The organism is Sphaerospermopsis aphanizomenoides BCCUSP55 (genome assembly GCF_001586785.1).
Lineage (GTDB): Bacteria > Cyanobacteriota > Cyanobacteriia > Cyanobacteriales > Nostocaceae > Sphaerospermopsis_A > Sphaerospermopsis_A aphanizomenoides_A.
Genome location: NZ_LUFH02000064.1, coordinates 1 through 17,149, shown reverse-complemented (window position 1 = coordinate 17,149; position 17,149 = coordinate 1). Strand labels below are relative to the sequence as shown.

At 39.1% G+C, this 17,149-nt stretch carries 12 protein-coding genes; 9 read left to right on the top strand and 3 right to left on the bottom strand.

The window, feature by feature from the left end; genetic code table 11:
- Position 1: 1 nt before the first annotated feature.
- Positions 2 to 808: a hypothetical protein gene (locus A0J48_RS16620; protein ID WP_200324928.1), complete on the bottom strand. Its 807-nt coding sequence runs from the start codon at positions 806 to 808 to the stop codon at positions 2 to 4.
- Between the two features lie 217 nt (positions 809 to 1,025).
- Between A0J48_RS16620 and mnmA the strand changes: the two genes are divergently transcribed.
- On the top strand, positions 1,026 to 2,084 hold the full coding sequence (gene mnmA / locus A0J48_RS16615) for a tRNA 2-thiouridine(34) synthase MnmA (RefSeq protein ID WP_200324926.1): 1,059 nt from the start codon (positions 1,026 to 1,028) through the stop codon (positions 2,082 to 2,084).
- Between the two features lie 237 nt (positions 2,085 to 2,321).
- Positions 2,322 to 3,272 carry an NAD-dependent epimerase/dehydratase family protein gene (locus A0J48_RS16610; protein WP_200324924.1) on the top strand — a complete coding sequence of 317 codons (951 nt, stop codon included), beginning with the start codon at positions 2,322 to 2,324 and terminating at the stop codon, positions 3,270 to 3,272.
- A gap of 196 nt (positions 3,273 to 3,468) precedes the next feature.
- Here A0J48_RS16610 and A0J48_RS16605 read toward each other — a convergent pair whose 3' ends face one another.
- Together A0J48_RS16605 and A0J48_RS16600 are read right to left on the bottom strand one after the other, a co-directional pair.
- The gene (locus A0J48_RS16605; protein WP_200324922.1) at positions 3,469 to 7,344 is read right to left on the bottom strand and encodes a DUF2157 domain-containing protein; all 3,876 of its coding nucleotides are present in this window, start codon (positions 7,342 to 7,344) and stop codon (positions 3,469 to 3,471) included.
- 306 nt (positions 7,345 to 7,650) lie between these two features.
- Positions 7,651 to 9,090: a deoxyribodipyrimidine photo-lyase, 8-HDF type gene (locus A0J48_RS16600; protein WP_200324920.1), complete on the bottom strand. Its 1,440-nt coding sequence runs from the start codon at positions 9,088 to 9,090 to the stop codon at positions 7,651 to 7,653.
- Between the two features lie 221 nt (positions 9,091 to 9,311).
- Here A0J48_RS16600 and A0J48_RS16595 point away from each other — a divergent pair, with 221 nt between their 5' ends.
- From A0J48_RS16595 to dapB, 7 genes are all read left to right on the top strand, one after another.
- Positions 9,312 to 9,854: an acireductone dioxygenase gene (locus tag A0J48_RS16595; protein WP_200324918.1), complete on the top strand. Its 543-nt coding sequence runs from the start codon at positions 9,312 to 9,314 to the stop codon at positions 9,852 to 9,854.
- Positions 9,855 to 10,000: 146 nt separating this feature from the next.
- Positions 10,001 to 10,648 carry a histidine phosphatase family protein gene (locus A0J48_RS16590; protein WP_200324916.1) on the top strand — a complete coding sequence of 216 codons (648 nt, stop codon included), beginning with the start codon at positions 10,001 to 10,003 and terminating at the stop codon, positions 10,646 to 10,648.
- A 155-nt stretch (positions 10,649 to 10,803) separates the two neighbouring features.
- Entirely contained in the window at positions 10,804 to 11,829 is a 1,026-nt protein-coding gene (locus A0J48_RS16585) for a glucokinase (RefSeq protein WP_200324914.1), read from the top strand.
- A gap of 42 nt (positions 11,830 to 11,871) precedes the next feature.
- Entirely contained in the window at positions 11,872 to 12,474 is a 603-nt protein-coding gene (locus A0J48_RS16580) for a hypothetical protein (RefSeq protein ID WP_200324912.1), read from the top strand.
- Between the two features lie 209 nt (positions 12,475 to 12,683).
- Positions 12,684 to 13,970 carry a phosphoribosylamine--glycine ligase gene (gene purD, locus A0J48_RS16575; protein WP_200324910.1) on the top strand — a complete coding sequence of 429 codons (1,287 nt, stop codon included), beginning with the start codon at positions 12,684 to 12,686 and terminating at the stop codon, positions 13,968 to 13,970.
- A gap of 254 nt (positions 13,971 to 14,224) precedes the next feature.
- Positions 14,225 to 16,186: a two-component system sensor histidine kinase NblS gene (gene nblS, locus A0J48_RS16570; RefSeq protein WP_200324908.1), complete on the top strand. Its 1,962-nt coding sequence runs from the start codon at positions 14,225 to 14,227 to the stop codon at positions 16,184 to 16,186.
- Between the two features lie 77 nt (positions 16,187 to 16,263).
- Positions 16,264 to 17,100, top strand: a complete 837-nt coding sequence (gene dapB, locus A0J48_RS16565; RefSeq protein WP_200324906.1) for a 4-hydroxy-tetrahydrodipicolinate reductase — start codon at positions 16,264 to 16,266, stop codon at positions 17,098 to 17,100.
- The last annotated feature ends 49 nt before the right edge of the window (positions 17,101 to 17,149 follow it).

Genomic DNA, 17,149 nt, shown 5'->3' with positions numbered 1-17,149 from the left:
CCTATCTTCCATAATAAACCCTGGCATTACCATAGCCTAATTTTTTAATATAATCATTCCATTGTTCTGCTTCAGGGCGTTCTCTAAAAGGACCCACAGCTATATGCGCTCCTCGTGGTTGAGTTCTCATCCACACATTACTATTTTGACCAATACTCCGGCGGACTTGTTCACCCAAATTGCGTAAATTATTGGAACTACTGGGAATAATCACATAATAAGCAGTGGGATTTTCACGGCGATAATTATTATTGGTAGTTGGAGCATTATATGTGGGCGAGTAATAAGATAATTGCAATATGTCAGAATTTTTAGGGCTGTTGTAAACCACGGTTTCATTGTTAGAAACACTAGCAAAATTAGCTCCATAAATACCACTTAATTCCAGTTCTCTAATTCTTTGTTGAGCATTAGATGGTTTAGTAAAAACACCTGCTTGAATTATTTTACGTCCCCCATACTGACGAATATAAGCAGTGTTTTCAATCTGACGTATGCGTTGCAAAGTTTGGGGATTATCATCATCAACATAAACAAAATAACGTTCAAAATTTTGGTTATATTGACTGATTTGTGTAACTTGTGAAGGTTGATAATTGCGATTATTTTGATTAAACTCCCCTGGTTGCATTGGTTGTAGTTGCGGTAATGCTTGCTTACTCATAGGAATTTCGTTTAAATCTAAAGGAGCTTGATACTCGTAAACTTGTGCTTGTGCTGGGTCATTTTGGGGCATTAATGCCAAAAAACCGCCCATCAATAGGGAAATAGATAGATAGGTAAACTGACTGGCTATGAAAATCCGCATATTTATCACCCTCTTGAGCAAATATTAGTCCTATAGTCATTATTGTAATCAGGACATGGAGAATTACGTAGATGGCTCAAACCCCATAACTGAAAGCTGCTTATTACCACAGCTTTTTGGGAACTTATGCTACAATAGGAAGGTCTTTTGCCTTGTGCTGAAATAAAAAGCCTCTACTAAACATAATCAGCAGTAGGCACTTTTAAAAGTCTGATTTATGAAAAAAGTTGTCGTTGGTCTTTCTGGTGGCGTTGACAGTTCTGTAGCTGCCGCTATTTTACACAATCAGGGCTATGATGTAATTGGTTTAACCCTTTGGCTAATGAAAGGCAAGGGGCAATGTTGCTCTGAAGGAATGATCGACGCGGCTAGTATTTGTGAACAATTAGGCATTCCCCACGAAATTGTCGATATTCGGGATGTCTTTCAAGCCAATATTGTGGATTATTTAGTATCTGGTTACAGTGTGGGAATTACGCCGTTACCTTGTTCCCAATGCAACAAAACAGTGAAGTTTGGTCCAATGGTAGAATATGCGCGGGAAAAATTGGGTAGCAATGCGATCGCCACAGGTCATTATGCCCAAATTCGCTATGATGAAACCACTGGACGTTATCAATTGTTACGTGCAGTTGACCGCAACAAAGACCAGTCTTACTTCCTGTATGATTTATCTCAAGATTTACTGGGGGCTTCTATATTTCCCTTGGGAGAATTAAACAAAACCGACACCCGTAAAATAGCCGCAGAATATGGGTTAAAAACCGCTGATAAACCAGAAAGTCAAGATTTATGCTTGGTAGAAAGTAACGGTTCAATGCGAGCATTTTTAGATAAATATTTAGCACCAAAACCCGGTGATATTGTCGATACCACAGGTAAAGTTTTGGGGCAACATGATGGTGTACATCATTACACGATTGGTCAACGTAAAGGTATAGGAATTGCTGCGGCTGAAGCGTTGTATGTGATTGAATTGGATGCAGTTAATAATAGAGTAATTGTAGGCGATCGCACCAAAGGAACTCAGCCAGAATGCACAGTCAACCGAGTCAATTGGGTATCCATTGCTGAACCTGCAACTCCCATCCGTGCGGAAGTACAAATTCGTTATCGTTCTCAACCCGTCCCCGTAACAGTAATTCCTTTAGAAAATGATCGTGTGCGGTTAGTGTTTGATGAACCTCAATTCAGCATTACCCCAGGACAAGCAGCGGTTTGGTATGAAGGGGATAAGGTATTGGGTGGGGGAATAATTGAACTTGATAGAACCTGAAAAATCGCTAATATCAAATTTGTCTAATTAGGTTTTGCTGATAGCGTAGCTTGGTGTATGACTCCTACGTCCTCACGTCAGCTATAGCCATTTGACACTCTCCAACCTGAAGGTGCGGAGATTCTTGGTTCAACAAACAAAAAGAAAAAATAATTCCTTAAAAATCCATCACAAATTAGTCTAATTGATTAATAGGTAGTATTTCTACTCAAAAAAATTCCCAAAATATCCAACTACATGACTAAAATTATCGTCACAGGGGCTGCTGGTTTTATAGGTTCTCATTTAGTTAATATTTTATTAGAACAGGGAGAAGAAGTCATTGGCATTGATGAATTTAATGATTACTATGATCCTGTTTTGAAGCGGAAAAATATTGCAACCTGCCAACAATCGCCCAACTTTACTTTAATTGAAGGGGATATTCAATTTTTAGACTGGTCAAAAATTTTCCCAGATGTGGAAGTAGTTTATCATCAAGCTGCACAAGCAGGGGTAAGAAATTCCTGGGGTAAAGGTTTTCGGGCTTACACTGAACGAAATATTAATGCTACACAAGTTTTATTAGAAGCTGCGAAGGATGCTAAAAATTTGCAACGGTTAGTTTTTGCATCGACTTCTAGTATATATGGTGATGCGGAAACTTTACCGACTAATGAAGAAATTGCACCCAAACCTGTTTCACCTTATGGTATTACAAAGTTAGCGGCTGAAAGGTTATGCGGACTTTATTATAAAAACTTTGGTGTGCCTTTTGTTTCCTTACGTTATTTTACTGTTTATGGGCCAAGACAACGGTCAGATATGGCATTTCATAAGTTCTTTAAAGCCGTTTTAGAAGATGAAGCTATTCCTGTTTATGGTGATGGACAACAAACGCGAGATTTTACATTTGTGAGTGATGTTATTGCTGCTAATTTAGCTGCTGCGACTGTACCAGAAGCAGTGGGAGAAATTTTTAATATTGGTGGTGGTAGTAGGGTGGTTTTAGCCCAAGTGTTGGATACAATGGAGGAAATTGTTGGTAAGCCTATAAAACGTAACCACATTGAAAAAGCGATGGGAGATGCGCGTCATACTGCTGCGGATGTTTCTAAGGCGAGAAATATTCTGGGTTATCAACCACAGGTTTCTCTGCGGGAGGGTTTACAGAAAGAATGGGAGTGGGTGAAGTCTTTGTATTTGTAAGAAGAGGTTGGGGCTTTTTTTACTGTTTAATTGGTCAGAAAGTGAAAAGAATTCCCAATCCAAAATCCAAAATCTAAAATCCAAAATTGTTAGTCCCCAACTTCTTGGAGAGATTGGGGATATTTTAATTTTTAATTGGTCAGAAAGTGAAAAGGATTCTCAATCCAAAATCCAAAATCTAAAATCCAAAATCGTTTTATTCCCATTCTTGAAATTTGTCATTACTACTACGAAGTAGGCTATTTATTTGAGTGCGTCTGGTTTCAAAGTTGGCTGCTATGTAAATCAAGAGAATACCAACAAGTAAACCTACTATCCATTTTAAGAAAGAGTAGCGGAGGCTAAATATTACTAGTTGATAAATGCTGGTGCTGAGAAAAGCGGCTGTACCAATATAGAGAAATGCCCGTACTCGCAAAGCCAGTCCAGCAAAGATGGCAATGAGGCTAAAAATACCTGGGATGTAAGGTGAATCTTGATGCAATAAAACTGCCCAACCACAAATTAAACCACTACCAATTATTCTGACAAAATGGCGAATTTCTTTTGATTCCGGTAGTTTTAGTTGTGGATCTATTTGGGCAATGTATAGTATTGATAAGCCAATTGGTGTGATATACCATAAGGTATCTTTGAGGTTTAATTGTTCAAACCAATTAAATAATGCCCAATCAATTAAAATTACACTAATATAAGTAAACCGCAGTTGTCTATTGGTTGTGGACAGAAAAGCATAATATCCGGCGGCAATAATTAAGGTGATGGGATAAATTTGTTGTTGGGTTAGCCATAAAATTATTAATGGCAGGATGTATGCTGTTCTTTGCCAAGGTGTTTTTGACCAGCCTAAATTCTCCCAAGGTAAGATGTAAAGGAAGTAGGATAATAAACAAGCTAAAGCCCCATTCCAAGGCATTAACTGTTGAGTAAAAAAGCGTCCTATTGATAAATCTTGTAGGTATAAAGTTGTGATTCCCAGTTCTATTAAACCCAGGTAAACCCAAATTTCATCTACAGCTATATTTCCAAAAGTTTGTACTGCTGCATGGAGATTATTTCTTCTCCCTTGCCATATTGCATAACGGGTTAAAAATACTCCTGTTCCTATTCCTACATACAGGTTATTTTGAATGGGTAAGGTAATAGCACCTAAGAATAAGCTGCTACTCCACAACCAATGTAAATTGGCAAGATTTTTGATTTCTCCTGGTGTGAGACGCAAATAACTAACTAACCAAGGAGAAAGGATGCGGTAAGCATACATAATGCTAGTACCTAAAGCAGACATAGCAATTAAACCATCCCCAATAGTACCTCCTTTGGCTATGGACATTTGATAAAATAACAGTTCATAAGCAGAAATGGATATACCAATAATTCCGAAGTAAAGTAGAGGTTTGAATTCTGCTTTTCTACGTCCTATACTAATCATAATTAAGGCTACACCCAAGGAACAAAGACCTGTCCAGTCGCTGAAGGTGTTAATTCTTAATATGACGCTAAAGACACCGTAGATGAGGGGGAGGATATTAAAGCTAGTGGGTAAGGTTTGATATTTTCTCTGCCACCATTCTCCGAATAACTGAGTTGTTAAACCAAGGGCAATGTTAGCAATGGTAATGCTAATCATGGAAGGTTGCCAAAATCCTAAAACTTCAGCAACTAATAATTCTAAACACCAACCAATGCTATAAAATGCCCAGTTATTTGGTTGTTGCCAACTGCGATAAATAATTGCTGCTAGAGTTATGAGTGTAGCGGTGAGGTAGAAAATACCTGGGTTTGCATCTGTGGCATAAATGAGGAAAGAATGTATGGTGATGCTAAATAATTCTAGGATACAGAGTGCGATCGCCCACTTGTCAGCAGCTAAAGCATAAATTCGAGTTTTGTTAAATAGTAATTTTCTTCCTACCCATAAACCCAGAACAGCTAAGGCATTAATTAGCAACCAACCTGATAAACTGATGTTGGGGAAAATTTGCCACAACGTAGCAGCTATTAAAATCAAGCCAAAACCGATGGTAGTTCCCGCAGTTGTTTGGTTTTTTAAATAGCGAGTATTAACGAACATCACAGCAGTACCAACACCCAAACCAATTAATCTAGTTCCTGCTAATGGTAAGGTTAAAAGTTGGGCTGATAATACAGAAATGATACTCACATAAATTTTTGTTTTCTGAATATCTTCACTACTGCGACTTCCTAAAACTGTGAGTGTTACAGGTGTAATTAACCAAATTGTACGCCAATAATCGGCATAATTGACATTACCATACCAAAATTCCTCTGCTTTTATCCATAACAGGAAAAAACTCACAGCAGCTAAACCTAAACCAATATACCAAGCACTATCTTTCCAAACAGTTTCTCTCCCGCTAAATATCCATTCTCCTACCATTAAAACCAATAACAATACTGCCCAAATTTCGCTACTGAGATTGGGAAACCACCAATTAATGCTAGAACAAATAGTTAATACTCCTGTAACGTGAGTCAGATATACTAAGATGATAGAAAAGCGTTGTTTAGTGATAGTAGCTAGGGTAATAGTAGAGAAGAGAAGATTGAGCGATCGCACCGTGGGATTAATTATCCCTAACATAGTTAAGGATACACCAAATAATACATTTAACTGATCACCAAACATCACTAAATTTGGTTTATTAGCACGATGGAAACTATTTGTTAATGCCACCATTAAAACCAAATAAGGAAATAAAGCCAAACTCAATAAAGTCCAAGTTTCATCTGGATGATTAGTCAGATTATTAGCCGTATTAATAATCCAATTTTGCAACTGTTCAGGAACTAATTGCCAAACTAACCAATGTGCTTGTAAACCAATTGAGAAAAACGTGAATAAATCAATTTGAAAATTATATTTTTGTAACCGAATAATAAAAACCCATAAACCCAGACCACTGACAGCTATTGCTTGCCAAGGTTGATCTACTACCGACACTAACCAACCCAAAAATAAGAAAATAATCCCCAATTTTTTCCAAATGGAAGTAAGAGAAGGTAAATTTGTAGAAGTGTTGATTTCCCTTTCTGTTTGTAAAGAGGGGTTAAAATAGAGGTTTCTTTCTGCCAACCAAACGGCTAACCAACCACAAATACCAATAGCTAAACCCAACTGAGTGACATTGACATTAGCAACAAAAATCGCCCTAGATAATAATCCTAATAATTCATAAATAATCACCGCAAAATATATACCAATTCCCCAGCTATCAGTTTGTTCATCTGAATTTTCTCTGGGTTGACGTAGGTTTTGATAAACAGTAATCAAAGTTGTACCGACCATTGCCAAATAAACAGCAATTAAGGGAAAACCTGATATCTTCCAACCCAAATGTAAATAACTCAAACCCAAAAGATTGAATAATGGTAACTTACCATTGGGAAAATTATTAATAATTGTGCGAGTTCTAGAAAGTAAAACTGTAATGGTTGATAATAACAGAAAAGCAATAGCTAATACTACCCAGTTGAGAGGATTATTCCACAAACTAAAGCTATCCATTGCCCAAAAATTAACAGGCACTAATAACAAAGTCACAACTAATAAAGTTTGTGCTGTCAATGTGAGATTAGTTTGTTTCCCAGCCCAAAAAGTGAAACCGCCAAAACTCAAAGTATAAGCTAATAAAACTCCATATTGTCCAACAGCCGGGAACTTTTCCCACTGACTGGCTGCAAGTACACCAGAAGATAAAACTACTAAAAATACACCTAAAAACAACAACCAGCGTACACTTAATTCTTCACCCAATGATTGAAACATTGAGGTCATAAAATTAGGTTTAGCTGGTACTTTTGGTTCTGGGGGTAAACTCGCAATTAATGGTTTTGATCTAGTAGCATTTGTCAATACCTCCTGTGGCTGATTTTCAACTTGTGGTTGTAATCTTACAGAACAAACAAGATAATTGCGAGATATTTGCCTAACTTGGGCATCAGATATTAAACCTAAGCGCAGCCAAATATCTAGTCCTTCTAACAACTCAGGATGAGAAGAAGGTAGTCTCAGTTCTAGTATTAACGGACGGTCAATAGGTGATGACATAACCCTCAAAAATATAAGTATATACTGAAGATTATGGTTGTGATAAAAGTATATTTTTATTTACATTGTGCCAGTTATTAAAATAACTCACACAGATACACTCCCAGCACAGAGAAAACTGCGGTTTTTTCCTAAAAACACAAGTTACACTGTAGCCATTTGCAGAAAGTGGCACTTGTGATGTGTAGTTTAATGTATACCTTGTCTTGTTACGCAAAGATCGCAAAGGACACAAAGGTAAGAGAATTTAAGAGATTTTTTAGTGTTGCTGCGGTTATTTTTTCTTTCATTGGGATGCTCCCAAAATTAATCCATGCTTATCTTTTGCTGCTGATATAATTGTTTAAACAACGCTTGCTGTTTTTTATGATCTACAATTGGTGCAGGATAACCAATACTACGACGTTCTAAAGGTAAAATATTCCCACTTATCAAATATTGCGTCTCTACATACCGCAATTCTCTCACCCATTGCCGAATATACTCCCCATCAGCATCAAATTTTTGTGCTTGACTCGCTGGGTTAAAAATCCTTAATGGTTTCGGGTCCATACCGCTAGAAGCACTCCATTGCCAACCCCCATTATTAGCAGATAAATCACCATCAATGAGTTTTTGCATAAAATATTTTTCTCCCCATTGCGGATTAATAATTAAATCTTTGGTGAGAAAACTGGCAACAATCATTCTACATCTATTGTGCATCCAGCCGGTTTCATTTAATTGTCGCATAGCTGCATCAACTATTGGATAGCCTGTTTTCCCTTCACACCAAGCCTGAAAATGTGCTTCATTATTTTGCCAAGGAAAGTTTTTGAAACTATCTCGATATGCACCATCAGCCAATTCAGGAAAATGATACATGGCGTGTTGATAAAATTCCCGCCAAGCTAATTCTTGTTGCCAGGTACGAATACTAGCGGTTACTTCTTCACTATTACTATTTTCTAATGTTTCTATTGTCGCTTGCCAAATTGTACGAATACCAATCACACCAAATTTCAAAGCTGCACTTAATTGAGATGTGCCATCAACACCGGGAAAATTCCGCTGTTCTTGATATTCATCAATGGCAGAATTGATAAAAGTTTCTAACCTAGTTTGCGCTGCTGTTTCTCCCGGTTCAATAATTAATTCTCCATCCCAAATAAAGCCTAAATCTTTGGCAGAAGGTAAATTAATTACACCTGCTTGTTTAGCAATTTCCTGTTCTGCTACTGTTAAATTTTCGCAATTTTCTAAAGTTGCAACAGGGTTAAGTTTTGGTTTACTACTCCAATTTTTCCAGAAGGGAGTATAAACTGTGTAGGGAGTTTTTGAACCACTAAAAATTTCCCCAGGTGAGTGGAGTAATTGATCCCAATTTTGATTAAGAGTTTGAATACCTTGTGCTTTTAGTGCTGCAATTACATCATTATCACGTATTTGTGCGTAAGGTTCTACATCCCAATTCCAAAATACAGCCTTAGCTTTCAAGGCTTTAGCTAAATTAGGAATAGCTGCCACAGGATTATCATGTAATATTAATAACTTACTACCTGCTTGAAGATATTGTTGTTGTAAAGACTGCAAACAGCCAATCATGTAGGTTACTCTTGCAGGTGCAACATCATCACTGTTTAAAATCCCAGGGTCTAAACAAAATACACCTATCACCTTTGCACTTTTTTCTCTAGCCGCAGCTAGTCCTGTATTATCAGAAATACGTAAATCCCGGCGATGCCAAAACAAAATTAAGTCAGACATTTCTATATAATATAGTTTTTTTGTACTATTTTATCTCTAATAGTATAGCAGGTGACAGAATTCAGAAATCAGGAGTTGAGGAGAAAGTTATTTTCTCTGCCCAATGCCCTGAAGTTAAATAATCAGTATACATTAAAACACCCATTTATCGGTCGGAAATAGTGGCTTTTTGAGTCAGATTTAAGTAAACTATTCTTAACAGATAGCTTAGTATCTTATTTATGGCGATTTTATTACTTGACAACGGCACAATCGAGAGTGATTTAAGTGAGATAGTTGTTGCACTAGAACCTCTAAATATCAAGCTGAGAAATTACGAACCGGGAACATCTCTACTTTTCCCAGAACTGCTAGAACAGGAAACCGTCACGGAGTCAGAGAAACGCTACATTGTTGGACTTCATAACAGCGTATTTGAGTTCCTGCAACAAGAAAACGGGTATCATTGGAGCGATTTACTCCATATACATCCTGGTTCACCAAATTTAGAAACTTGGATAGCAACTTATGGACGTTACCATACGCACAATGCGGCTGAGGCGATTTACCTGTTAGCAGGAGAGATGATTTATAGTTTCGTCCAGCCTGATGGTAGCCAAGTACAGTTATTACTTCAGCATCAAGACTATCTGTACATTCCCAGCGGTGTGGAACATTGGTCTAGTCCCGCTGCATCCTTGCATTTTAAGGTAATTCGCTATTTCACCACCGTAGAGGGATGGATGCCAAATTATACAGGTACTCATCAGCAATTCAAAATTTAACAGTTCAAAATTTCACCAAGTGCATCTACTATTATTATTCTCAGGCAAATTAATTCTTTATTTTGCTGACTTACTGACGTGAGATTATATTAAATTGGTAACTTGTAAAGGTTCTTTACATTTCTACCTGTAAAAATTTTTTACTCATGAGTCAAATAATCTGGATAGCAAGACACGCCAACCGCCTAGACTTTGTAAACCCTGATTGGTTTCTGACTGCCGAAAAACGCTATGACCCACCATTGTCAGATGATGGTATGGTACAGGCACAACAACTAGCAAAACGACTCAAAGGTGAAAGAATATCCCAAATTTTTGCTTCTCCTTTTCTGAGAACAGTCCAAACTGCCAATGCAGTAGCAGAAGTGTTGGATTTACCAATTAAATTAGAAACAGGCTTAAGTGAATGGTTAAATCCAGAGTGGATGACAGAAGAACCAGAAAGACTATCAATATCAGATTTAGCAGCATTATTCCCCAGAATTGACACTAGCTACACACCACGTATTGCAGCACAATACCCAGAAACCCATGAAAAAGTGCGGGAACGTTCTGGACAAACTGCTAGATGTATAGCAAATGAATTCTGGCCAAATGATATCCTCCTAGTAGCACATGGGGCTTCTGTACTGGGTGCAGCAATGGGATTAGTAGGGGAAATTGCCAAAACCGAAGTTAAAGCTACTTTGTGTTCTTTGGTGAAAGTAGTGCGTCAAGAATCAGAATGGTTGCTAGAACTCACAGGAGATACTTCCCATTTGACGAAAATCGAAGAAGTTGTGCGATTTGTGTAAATCTCTTATTTAAACCACACTTGTATTTTAAACTTTTCCTCCTTTGCGCGATTGCGCCTTGGCGTGAGATAAAAATAATGTGGTTGATTGATTTGAAAACCGCTGTCACCGCAACTCGATACCAAATAAAAGTAACTAAATAACCGATAAATTTTATGACATTACTACTAGCAGGAGATATCGGCGGCACAAAAACTATTTTGCGCTTGGTTGAATCCTCTGAATCTTCAGGTTTGAAAACTTTGTATGAGGAGAGTTACCAGAGTGGGGATTTTCCCGATTTGGTGCCAATAGTGCAGAAATTTTTGGCTGCTGCGAATGCTTCAACACCAGAAAAAGCCTGTTTTGCGATCGCCGGGCCAGTGGTCAAAAATACTGCTAAACTGACTAATTTAGCCTGGTTTTTAGATACGGAACGTTTAGCCCAAGAACTGGGTATACTTTCTATTTCCCTGATTAATGACTTTGCGGCTGTCGGTTATGGTATTTTTGGTTTAACCAAACAAGATTTACTGACTTTGCAAGTTGGTAAACATCAACCAGAAGCACCTATGGCGGTTATTGGTGCGGGAACTGGTTTAGGACAAGGATTTTTAATCAAACAAGGTAGTCAGTATCAAGTTTTTCCCTCCGAAGGTGGACACGCGGATTTTGCACCCCGGAATGAGTTAGAGTTTCAGTTGTTGAAATACTTGTTGGATAAACATGGTATTCAACGCGCTTCTGTAGAAAGAGTAGTTTCCGGGTTGGGTATTACTTCCATTTACCAATTTTTAAGAGATAGACAAATAGCCACCGAAACACCAGAAATTGCTCAAATAGTCAGAACCTGGGAACAAGAAGCAGGAAAAGCCGAAAAAACCGTTGATCCTGGTGCAGCTATTGGTAGTGCAGCCTTAGCAAAAAGCGATCGCCTTTCTGAACAAACTATGCAACTGTTTGTAGAAGCTTACGGTGCAGAAGCCGGTAATTTGGCTTTGAAACTCTTACCCTACGGTGGATTATACATAGCTGGTGGTATTGCCCCCAAAATCCTACCTTTGATGCAAAATGGTAGCTTTATGTTAAATTTCACCCAAAAAGGGAGAATGCGTCCTATTCTCGAAGAAATACCAGTTCACATAATTCTTAATCCACAAGTGGGATTAATTGGTGCGGCTTTGTCTGCATCTAGGCTATAAATAGCAGAAACAGTGAAAACCGCATCTGCAAAGGCTATAAATATGACTATCAAATTTTTTCTACCTTTCATTGCTGCCACTTTTTTATACAGTGGCTTAGTTTCCGCTGAAGCCCGCAAACCCAAAGCTGTTACTCCTCCTAAAACAACTCCTCTTCCTCAAATAGTGCAGCCACAATGGAAGGTCTTTACTCCCCCAGATAAGGGTTTTCAGGTTTTAATGCCAGGAAGACCAAAAACCAAAACTCAAGTCCAAAAAACTTACATGGGAGAAATAAAATTAGAAATATTTGTAGCCCAACCACCGGAACAGGAAGTTGCATATTTAGTCACTTACAATGAATTTCCTTATAGCTATGCTAAAATGACTAGCGCCCAAAAAATCTTGAGTCAAGCCCAATCTAATACCTTAAAAGCTACACAAAGCAATTTAATTAGTGAACGCAATATTCGCAGTTCTAATGGTCATCCTGGGAAAGAAATTCAATATATAGATTCAGCAGGTAAAGTAACTACAAATAGAATGTTTGTTGCTGAGGGGCGCTTATATCAAGTAATGGCAATAGTTTCTAAAAAACAGCGTCCCACTTTAGCTAAAACTATTGCGGGGTATTTGAATTCTTTTCAGTTGGTTTTGAGAAGGTGATAATAGATGAACTACCTCTAGTTAGCTTCACCGGAACTAGAGGTTTCTACATCCTCTAATTTGATATTGGCAAAGTTACTTTGAGATTTGTGACCTCAGCAGCCGCAATATCCCTAACAACTCTTGATTAGTAGCATAATTAATGAAAAAATTGATCCGCGAGTAGCTTTAAGGCATTCGCGTTTTGCAAGGAACGCACGAGGAAATAAGTGAAGGTTTTAGTTGTCGGTAACGGGGGACGTGAACACGCTCTAGCGTGGAAACTGCTACAATCCAATAAAATCGAGCAAGTTGTCTGTGTACCTGGGAATGGGGGTACAGCAACTATGGAACGTTGTCAAAACCTACCCCTAGGGGTAAATGACTTTGAAGGCATGAGTCAATTTGCCTTAGAAAATGGCATTTCTTTGGTAGTAGTTGGCCCAGAAGTTCCTTTGGCCAATGGCATTACAGACTATCTCCAAAGTCAGGGATTGATGGTATTTGGTCCAGTCAAAGCGGGAGCGCAAATTGAAGCCAGTAAAGCTTGGGCTAAGGCTTTAATGCAGGAAGCAGGAGTACCCACAGCTAAAGCAGCAGTCTTTACAGAAGCAGCAGCAGCAAAATCTTATATCCAAGCCCAGGGAGCGCCAATAGTTGTTAAAGCGGATGGTTTAGCAGCTGGTAAAGGTGTAATAGTAGCTGAAACGATTGAACAAGCACAAGAAGCAGTTGAGGCCATTTTTCAAGGACAGTTCGGGAGTGCAGGTAATTTTGTTGTCATTGAAGAATGTTTAGTAGGGCAAGAAGTTTCTGTTTTAGCATTAACAGACGGTTTAACAATTCGCCCCTTATTACCTGCACAAGACCATAAACGCATTGGCGAAGGCGATACGGGAGAAAATACGGGTGGCATGGGAGTTTATGCCCCAGCACCTATCGCTACACCAGAATTAATGGCGCGTGTACAAACAGAAGTTTTAGAAAGAACTATTGCCGCTTTAAGAAATAGGGGCATTGACTACCGAGGAGTGCTTTATGCTGGCTTAATGGTTGCACCCAATGGCGATTTTAAAGTTTTAGAATTTAACTGTCGCTTCGGTGATCCAGAAACCCAGGTCATCTTACCACTGCTGGAAACACCCTTGGAAGATTTAATCTTGGCCTGTATCCAGCAACGTTTAGGAGAAATGCCACCTCTGGCTTGGAAACAAGGTGCTGCGGCTACAGTAGTTGCTGCATCAGGGGGTTATCCTGGAGATTATGAAAAAGGCAAGGTCATCACAGGGATAGAGGCAGCACAAACAGCAGGTGCAATTGTATTTCATGCAGGCACCAAGTTGAACTCAGCCCAACAAATCGTGACAGACGGTGGTAGAGTTTTAAATATTACGGGAATGGGTGAAAATTTCCAACAGGCGATCGCCCAAGCTTATACTGGAATCCAACACATTCAATTTTCAGGAGTATATTACCGTAGAGATATTGGTCATAGAGTCTTGAGAATTGATTCATGAGTTAGTCGATTTTAACAGGGAACAGGGAACAGGATAAAAAGCTTTTTGTGTGGTGAGGCTTTTGGCCTAAATTTTGGCCATAAATTTTTGATTCATTCCAGTGCATATCGCTATAGTAGTTGTTTGACCTCCTCCAATCTTCCTAACTTTCCCATTTCTCCCTCACACTTTTCCCGAATTAGCTGTTAATTTTTAAGTTGTTGGGGTAAAAAACAAACAACTACTAACAATTATATTTTTACGTATATTTAAGAATGCTGGCTTTTTTTACAACCCTTCGAGATGTCATTAACCATTGGTGGTATGAGTTCACCCTCCAAACCAAACTCCTAGCTGTTGCTACCTTAGCAGTTTCCCTAGTCATGAGCGGTCTGACTTTCTGGGCAGTGAATACAATTCAACAAGATGCACGTCTCAACGATACCCGTTTTGGTCGTGACTTGGGATTACTACTGGCTTCTAACGTTGCTCCACTCGTTGCTGATAACAATCTCACAGAAGTTGCCCAATTTTCCCAACGCTTCTATAGCAGCACATCTAGCGTGCGTTATATGCTCTACGCTGATGAAACAGGGAAAATCTTTTTTGGTATTCCTTTTTGGGAACCAGAGGTAGAAAACTCTCTCACCATTAAACGGAAAATCCAACTACCAGAAGATTACCCCGTTAATAATGATGACCAGCCCATGGTCCGCCAACATACAACTCCAGATGGTATTGTCACAGATGTATTTATTCCCCTGATAGTGGATGAAAAATACCTAGGTGTGTTAGCCATCGGCATCAACCCCAACCAAACAGCAGTTATTTCCACTAACTTTACTCGTGATGTCACAATTGCCGTCTTTATTACTATTTGGGTGATGGTGATTTTGGCAGGAGTAATTAATGCTTTAACTATTACTAAACCAATTAAAGAACTACTCGTAGGCGTAAAACAAATAGCCGCAGGAAACTTTAAACAACGGATTGACCTACCACTAGGAGGGGAACTAGGAGAACTTATTTTCAGCTTTAATGAAATGGCAGAACGCCTAGAACGCTATGAAGAACAAAATATTGAGGAACTGACAGCCGAAAAAGCCAAGTTAGAAACCTTGGTTTCCACTATTGCTGATGGTGCGGTATTAATTGATAACAATATGCAGGTAATTTTAGTTAACCCCACAGCCAGACGCATTTTTGCTTGGGAAGGGGTTGATGTCGTTGGTAACAACTTATTACATAACTTACCTCAAAGCGTACAAATAGAAATTACCCGCACCTTATATGAAATGGCAGCAGGAGAATGTGAAAGTGCTGAGTTTCGTATTCCCCTCAAGCAACCCATTAAACGCACAATTCGGATTCTCCTAACTACAGTCCTGAATCTGCAACGAGAAAGTATTAAAGGTATTGCTATTACAGTTCAAGATATCACCCGTGAAGTAGAACTAAATGAAGCTAAAAGCCAATTTATTAGTAATATTTCACACGAACTACGTACACCTCTATTTAACATCAAAACTTATATTGAAACCCTGCATGATTATGGGGAAGACCTGAGTGTAGAAGAACGCAAAGAATTTCTGGCAACTGTTAATCACGAAACTGACAGACTTACCCGCTTAGTTAACGATGTTTTAGATTTATCAAAACTAGAATCCGGTCGCACTTATAATTTTGACGGAGTTGATTTAGCACAGGCATTAGAACAAACCCTGCGTACTTACCAACTCAATGCCAAGGACAAAGGACTAGAACTAATTCAGGAAGTAGCTCCGAATTTACCCTTAGTCATGGGCAATTACGACTTATTATTACAAGTGTTTGGTAACTTAATCGGTAATGCCCTCAAATTCACTCCCGCAGGTGGTAAAGTAGCAATTCGAGCTTACCAGGTAAATCCTCAACCCAATTCTGCCTGTTTGTCTCCTGGTACAGACTTAGTGCAGACAGAAAACTACACCCAGGCAAAACTACCAGAAAATAATCATCGTTCTCAAGTGCGGATTGAAATCAGTGATACAGGAATTGGTATTGCCCCAGAAGACCAACAGGCAATCTTTGACCGCTTTTTTCGAGTAGAAAATCGAGTTCACACCCTGGAAGGTACAGGCTTAGGTCTATCCATTGTCAGAAACATTATGGAAAGACATCACAGTCAAATACATCTAGTTAGTGAAGTCGGTGTTGGTACTACTTTTTGGTTTGATTTGGATGTATTTAGTGGTTAAGGGTGTGGGGTGTAGGGTGTAGGATGTGGGGTGTAGGGTGTAAGGGGTAAAATGACTAAAAACGGATTTTTGGAAATATGACTAATCAATCTACCATCCCAGTTATTGTTAACGGTGCTGCTGGCAAAATGGGACGTGAAGTAATTAAAGCAGTCGCTCAAGCACCTGACTTAACTTTAATGGGCGCTCTCGATACTTCACCTGAACATCAAGACAAGGACGCAGGAGAATTGGCAGGTTTAAGTGAACCCTTGGAAGTGCCAATTACCAATCAATTAGAGCCAATGTTAGGCTATGTAGCAGGGGAGAGACAGCTACAACCAGGGGTAATGGTAGATTTTACCCATCCTGATTCAGTGTATGATAACGTGCGGAGTGCGATCGCCTACGGTATCCGTCCAGTGGTGGGAACTACAGGTTTAAGTCCCCAACAACTCAAAGATTTAGCCGACTTTGCCGAAAAAGCTAGTACAGGTTGTTTAATTATTCCTAACTTTTCCATTGGCATGGTGTTGCTACAACAAGCCGCAGTCACCGCTTCCCAATATTTTGATCATGTAGAAATCATTGAACTACATCACAACCAAAAAGCCGACGCACCCAGTGGTACAGCCATTCAAACAGCGCAGCTATTAGCGGAAATGGGTAAAACCTTTAACCCACCCCAAGTAGAAGAAACTGAAAAGATACCAGGCGCAAGAGGTTCTTTAGCCGATGAAGGCATTAGAATTCATAGTATACGCTTACCTGGACTTATTGCCCATCAGGAAGTAATTTTCGGCGCACCAGGGCAAATCTATACCTTACGCCATGATACAAGCGATCGCTCCTGCTATATGCCCGGAGTCCTATTAGCAATTCGCAAAGTCAACCTGCTAAAGTCGTTAGTATATGGATTAGAAAAAATACTATAGCAGGTGACAGGTGACAGGTGACAGGTGACAGGGGGCAGGGGGCAGGGGG

Coding starts and splice junctions, on each gene's coding strand:
- A0J48_RS16620 (WP_200324928.1), bottom strand. CDS start 808: ATGCGGATTTTCATAGCCAGTCAGTTTACCTATCTATCTATTTCCCTA.
- mnmA (WP_200324926.1), top strand. CDS start 1,026: ATGAAAAAAGTTGTCGTTGGTCTTTCTGGTGGCGTTGACAGTTCTGTA.
- A0J48_RS16610 (WP_200324924.1), top strand. CDS start 2,322: ATGACTAAAATTATCGTCACAGGGGCTGCTGGTTTTATAGGTTCTCAT.
- A0J48_RS16605 (WP_200324922.1), bottom strand. CDS start 7,344: ATGTCATCACCTATTGACCGTCCGTTAATACTAGAACTGAGACTACCT.
- A0J48_RS16600 (WP_200324920.1), bottom strand. CDS start 9,090: ATGTCTGACTTAATTTTGTTTTGGCATCGCCGGGATTTACGTATTTCT.
- A0J48_RS16595 (WP_200324918.1), top strand. CDS start 9,312: ATGGCGATTTTATTACTTGACAACGGCACAATCGAGAGTGATTTAAGT.
- A0J48_RS16590 (WP_200324916.1), top strand. CDS start 10,001: ATGAGTCAAATAATCTGGATAGCAAGACACGCCAACCGCCTAGACTTT.
- A0J48_RS16585 (WP_200324914.1), top strand. CDS start 10,804: ATGACATTACTACTAGCAGGAGATATCGGCGGCACAAAAACTATTTTG.
- A0J48_RS16580 (WP_200324912.1), top strand. CDS start 11,872: ATGACTATCAAATTTTTTCTACCTTTCATTGCTGCCACTTTTTTATAC.
- nblS (WP_200324908.1), top strand. CDS start 14,225: ATGCTGGCTTTTTTTACAACCCTTCGAGATGTCATTAACCATTGGTGG.
- dapB (WP_200324906.1), top strand. CDS start 16,264: ATGACTAATCAATCTACCATCCCAGTTATTGTTAACGGTGCTGCTGGC.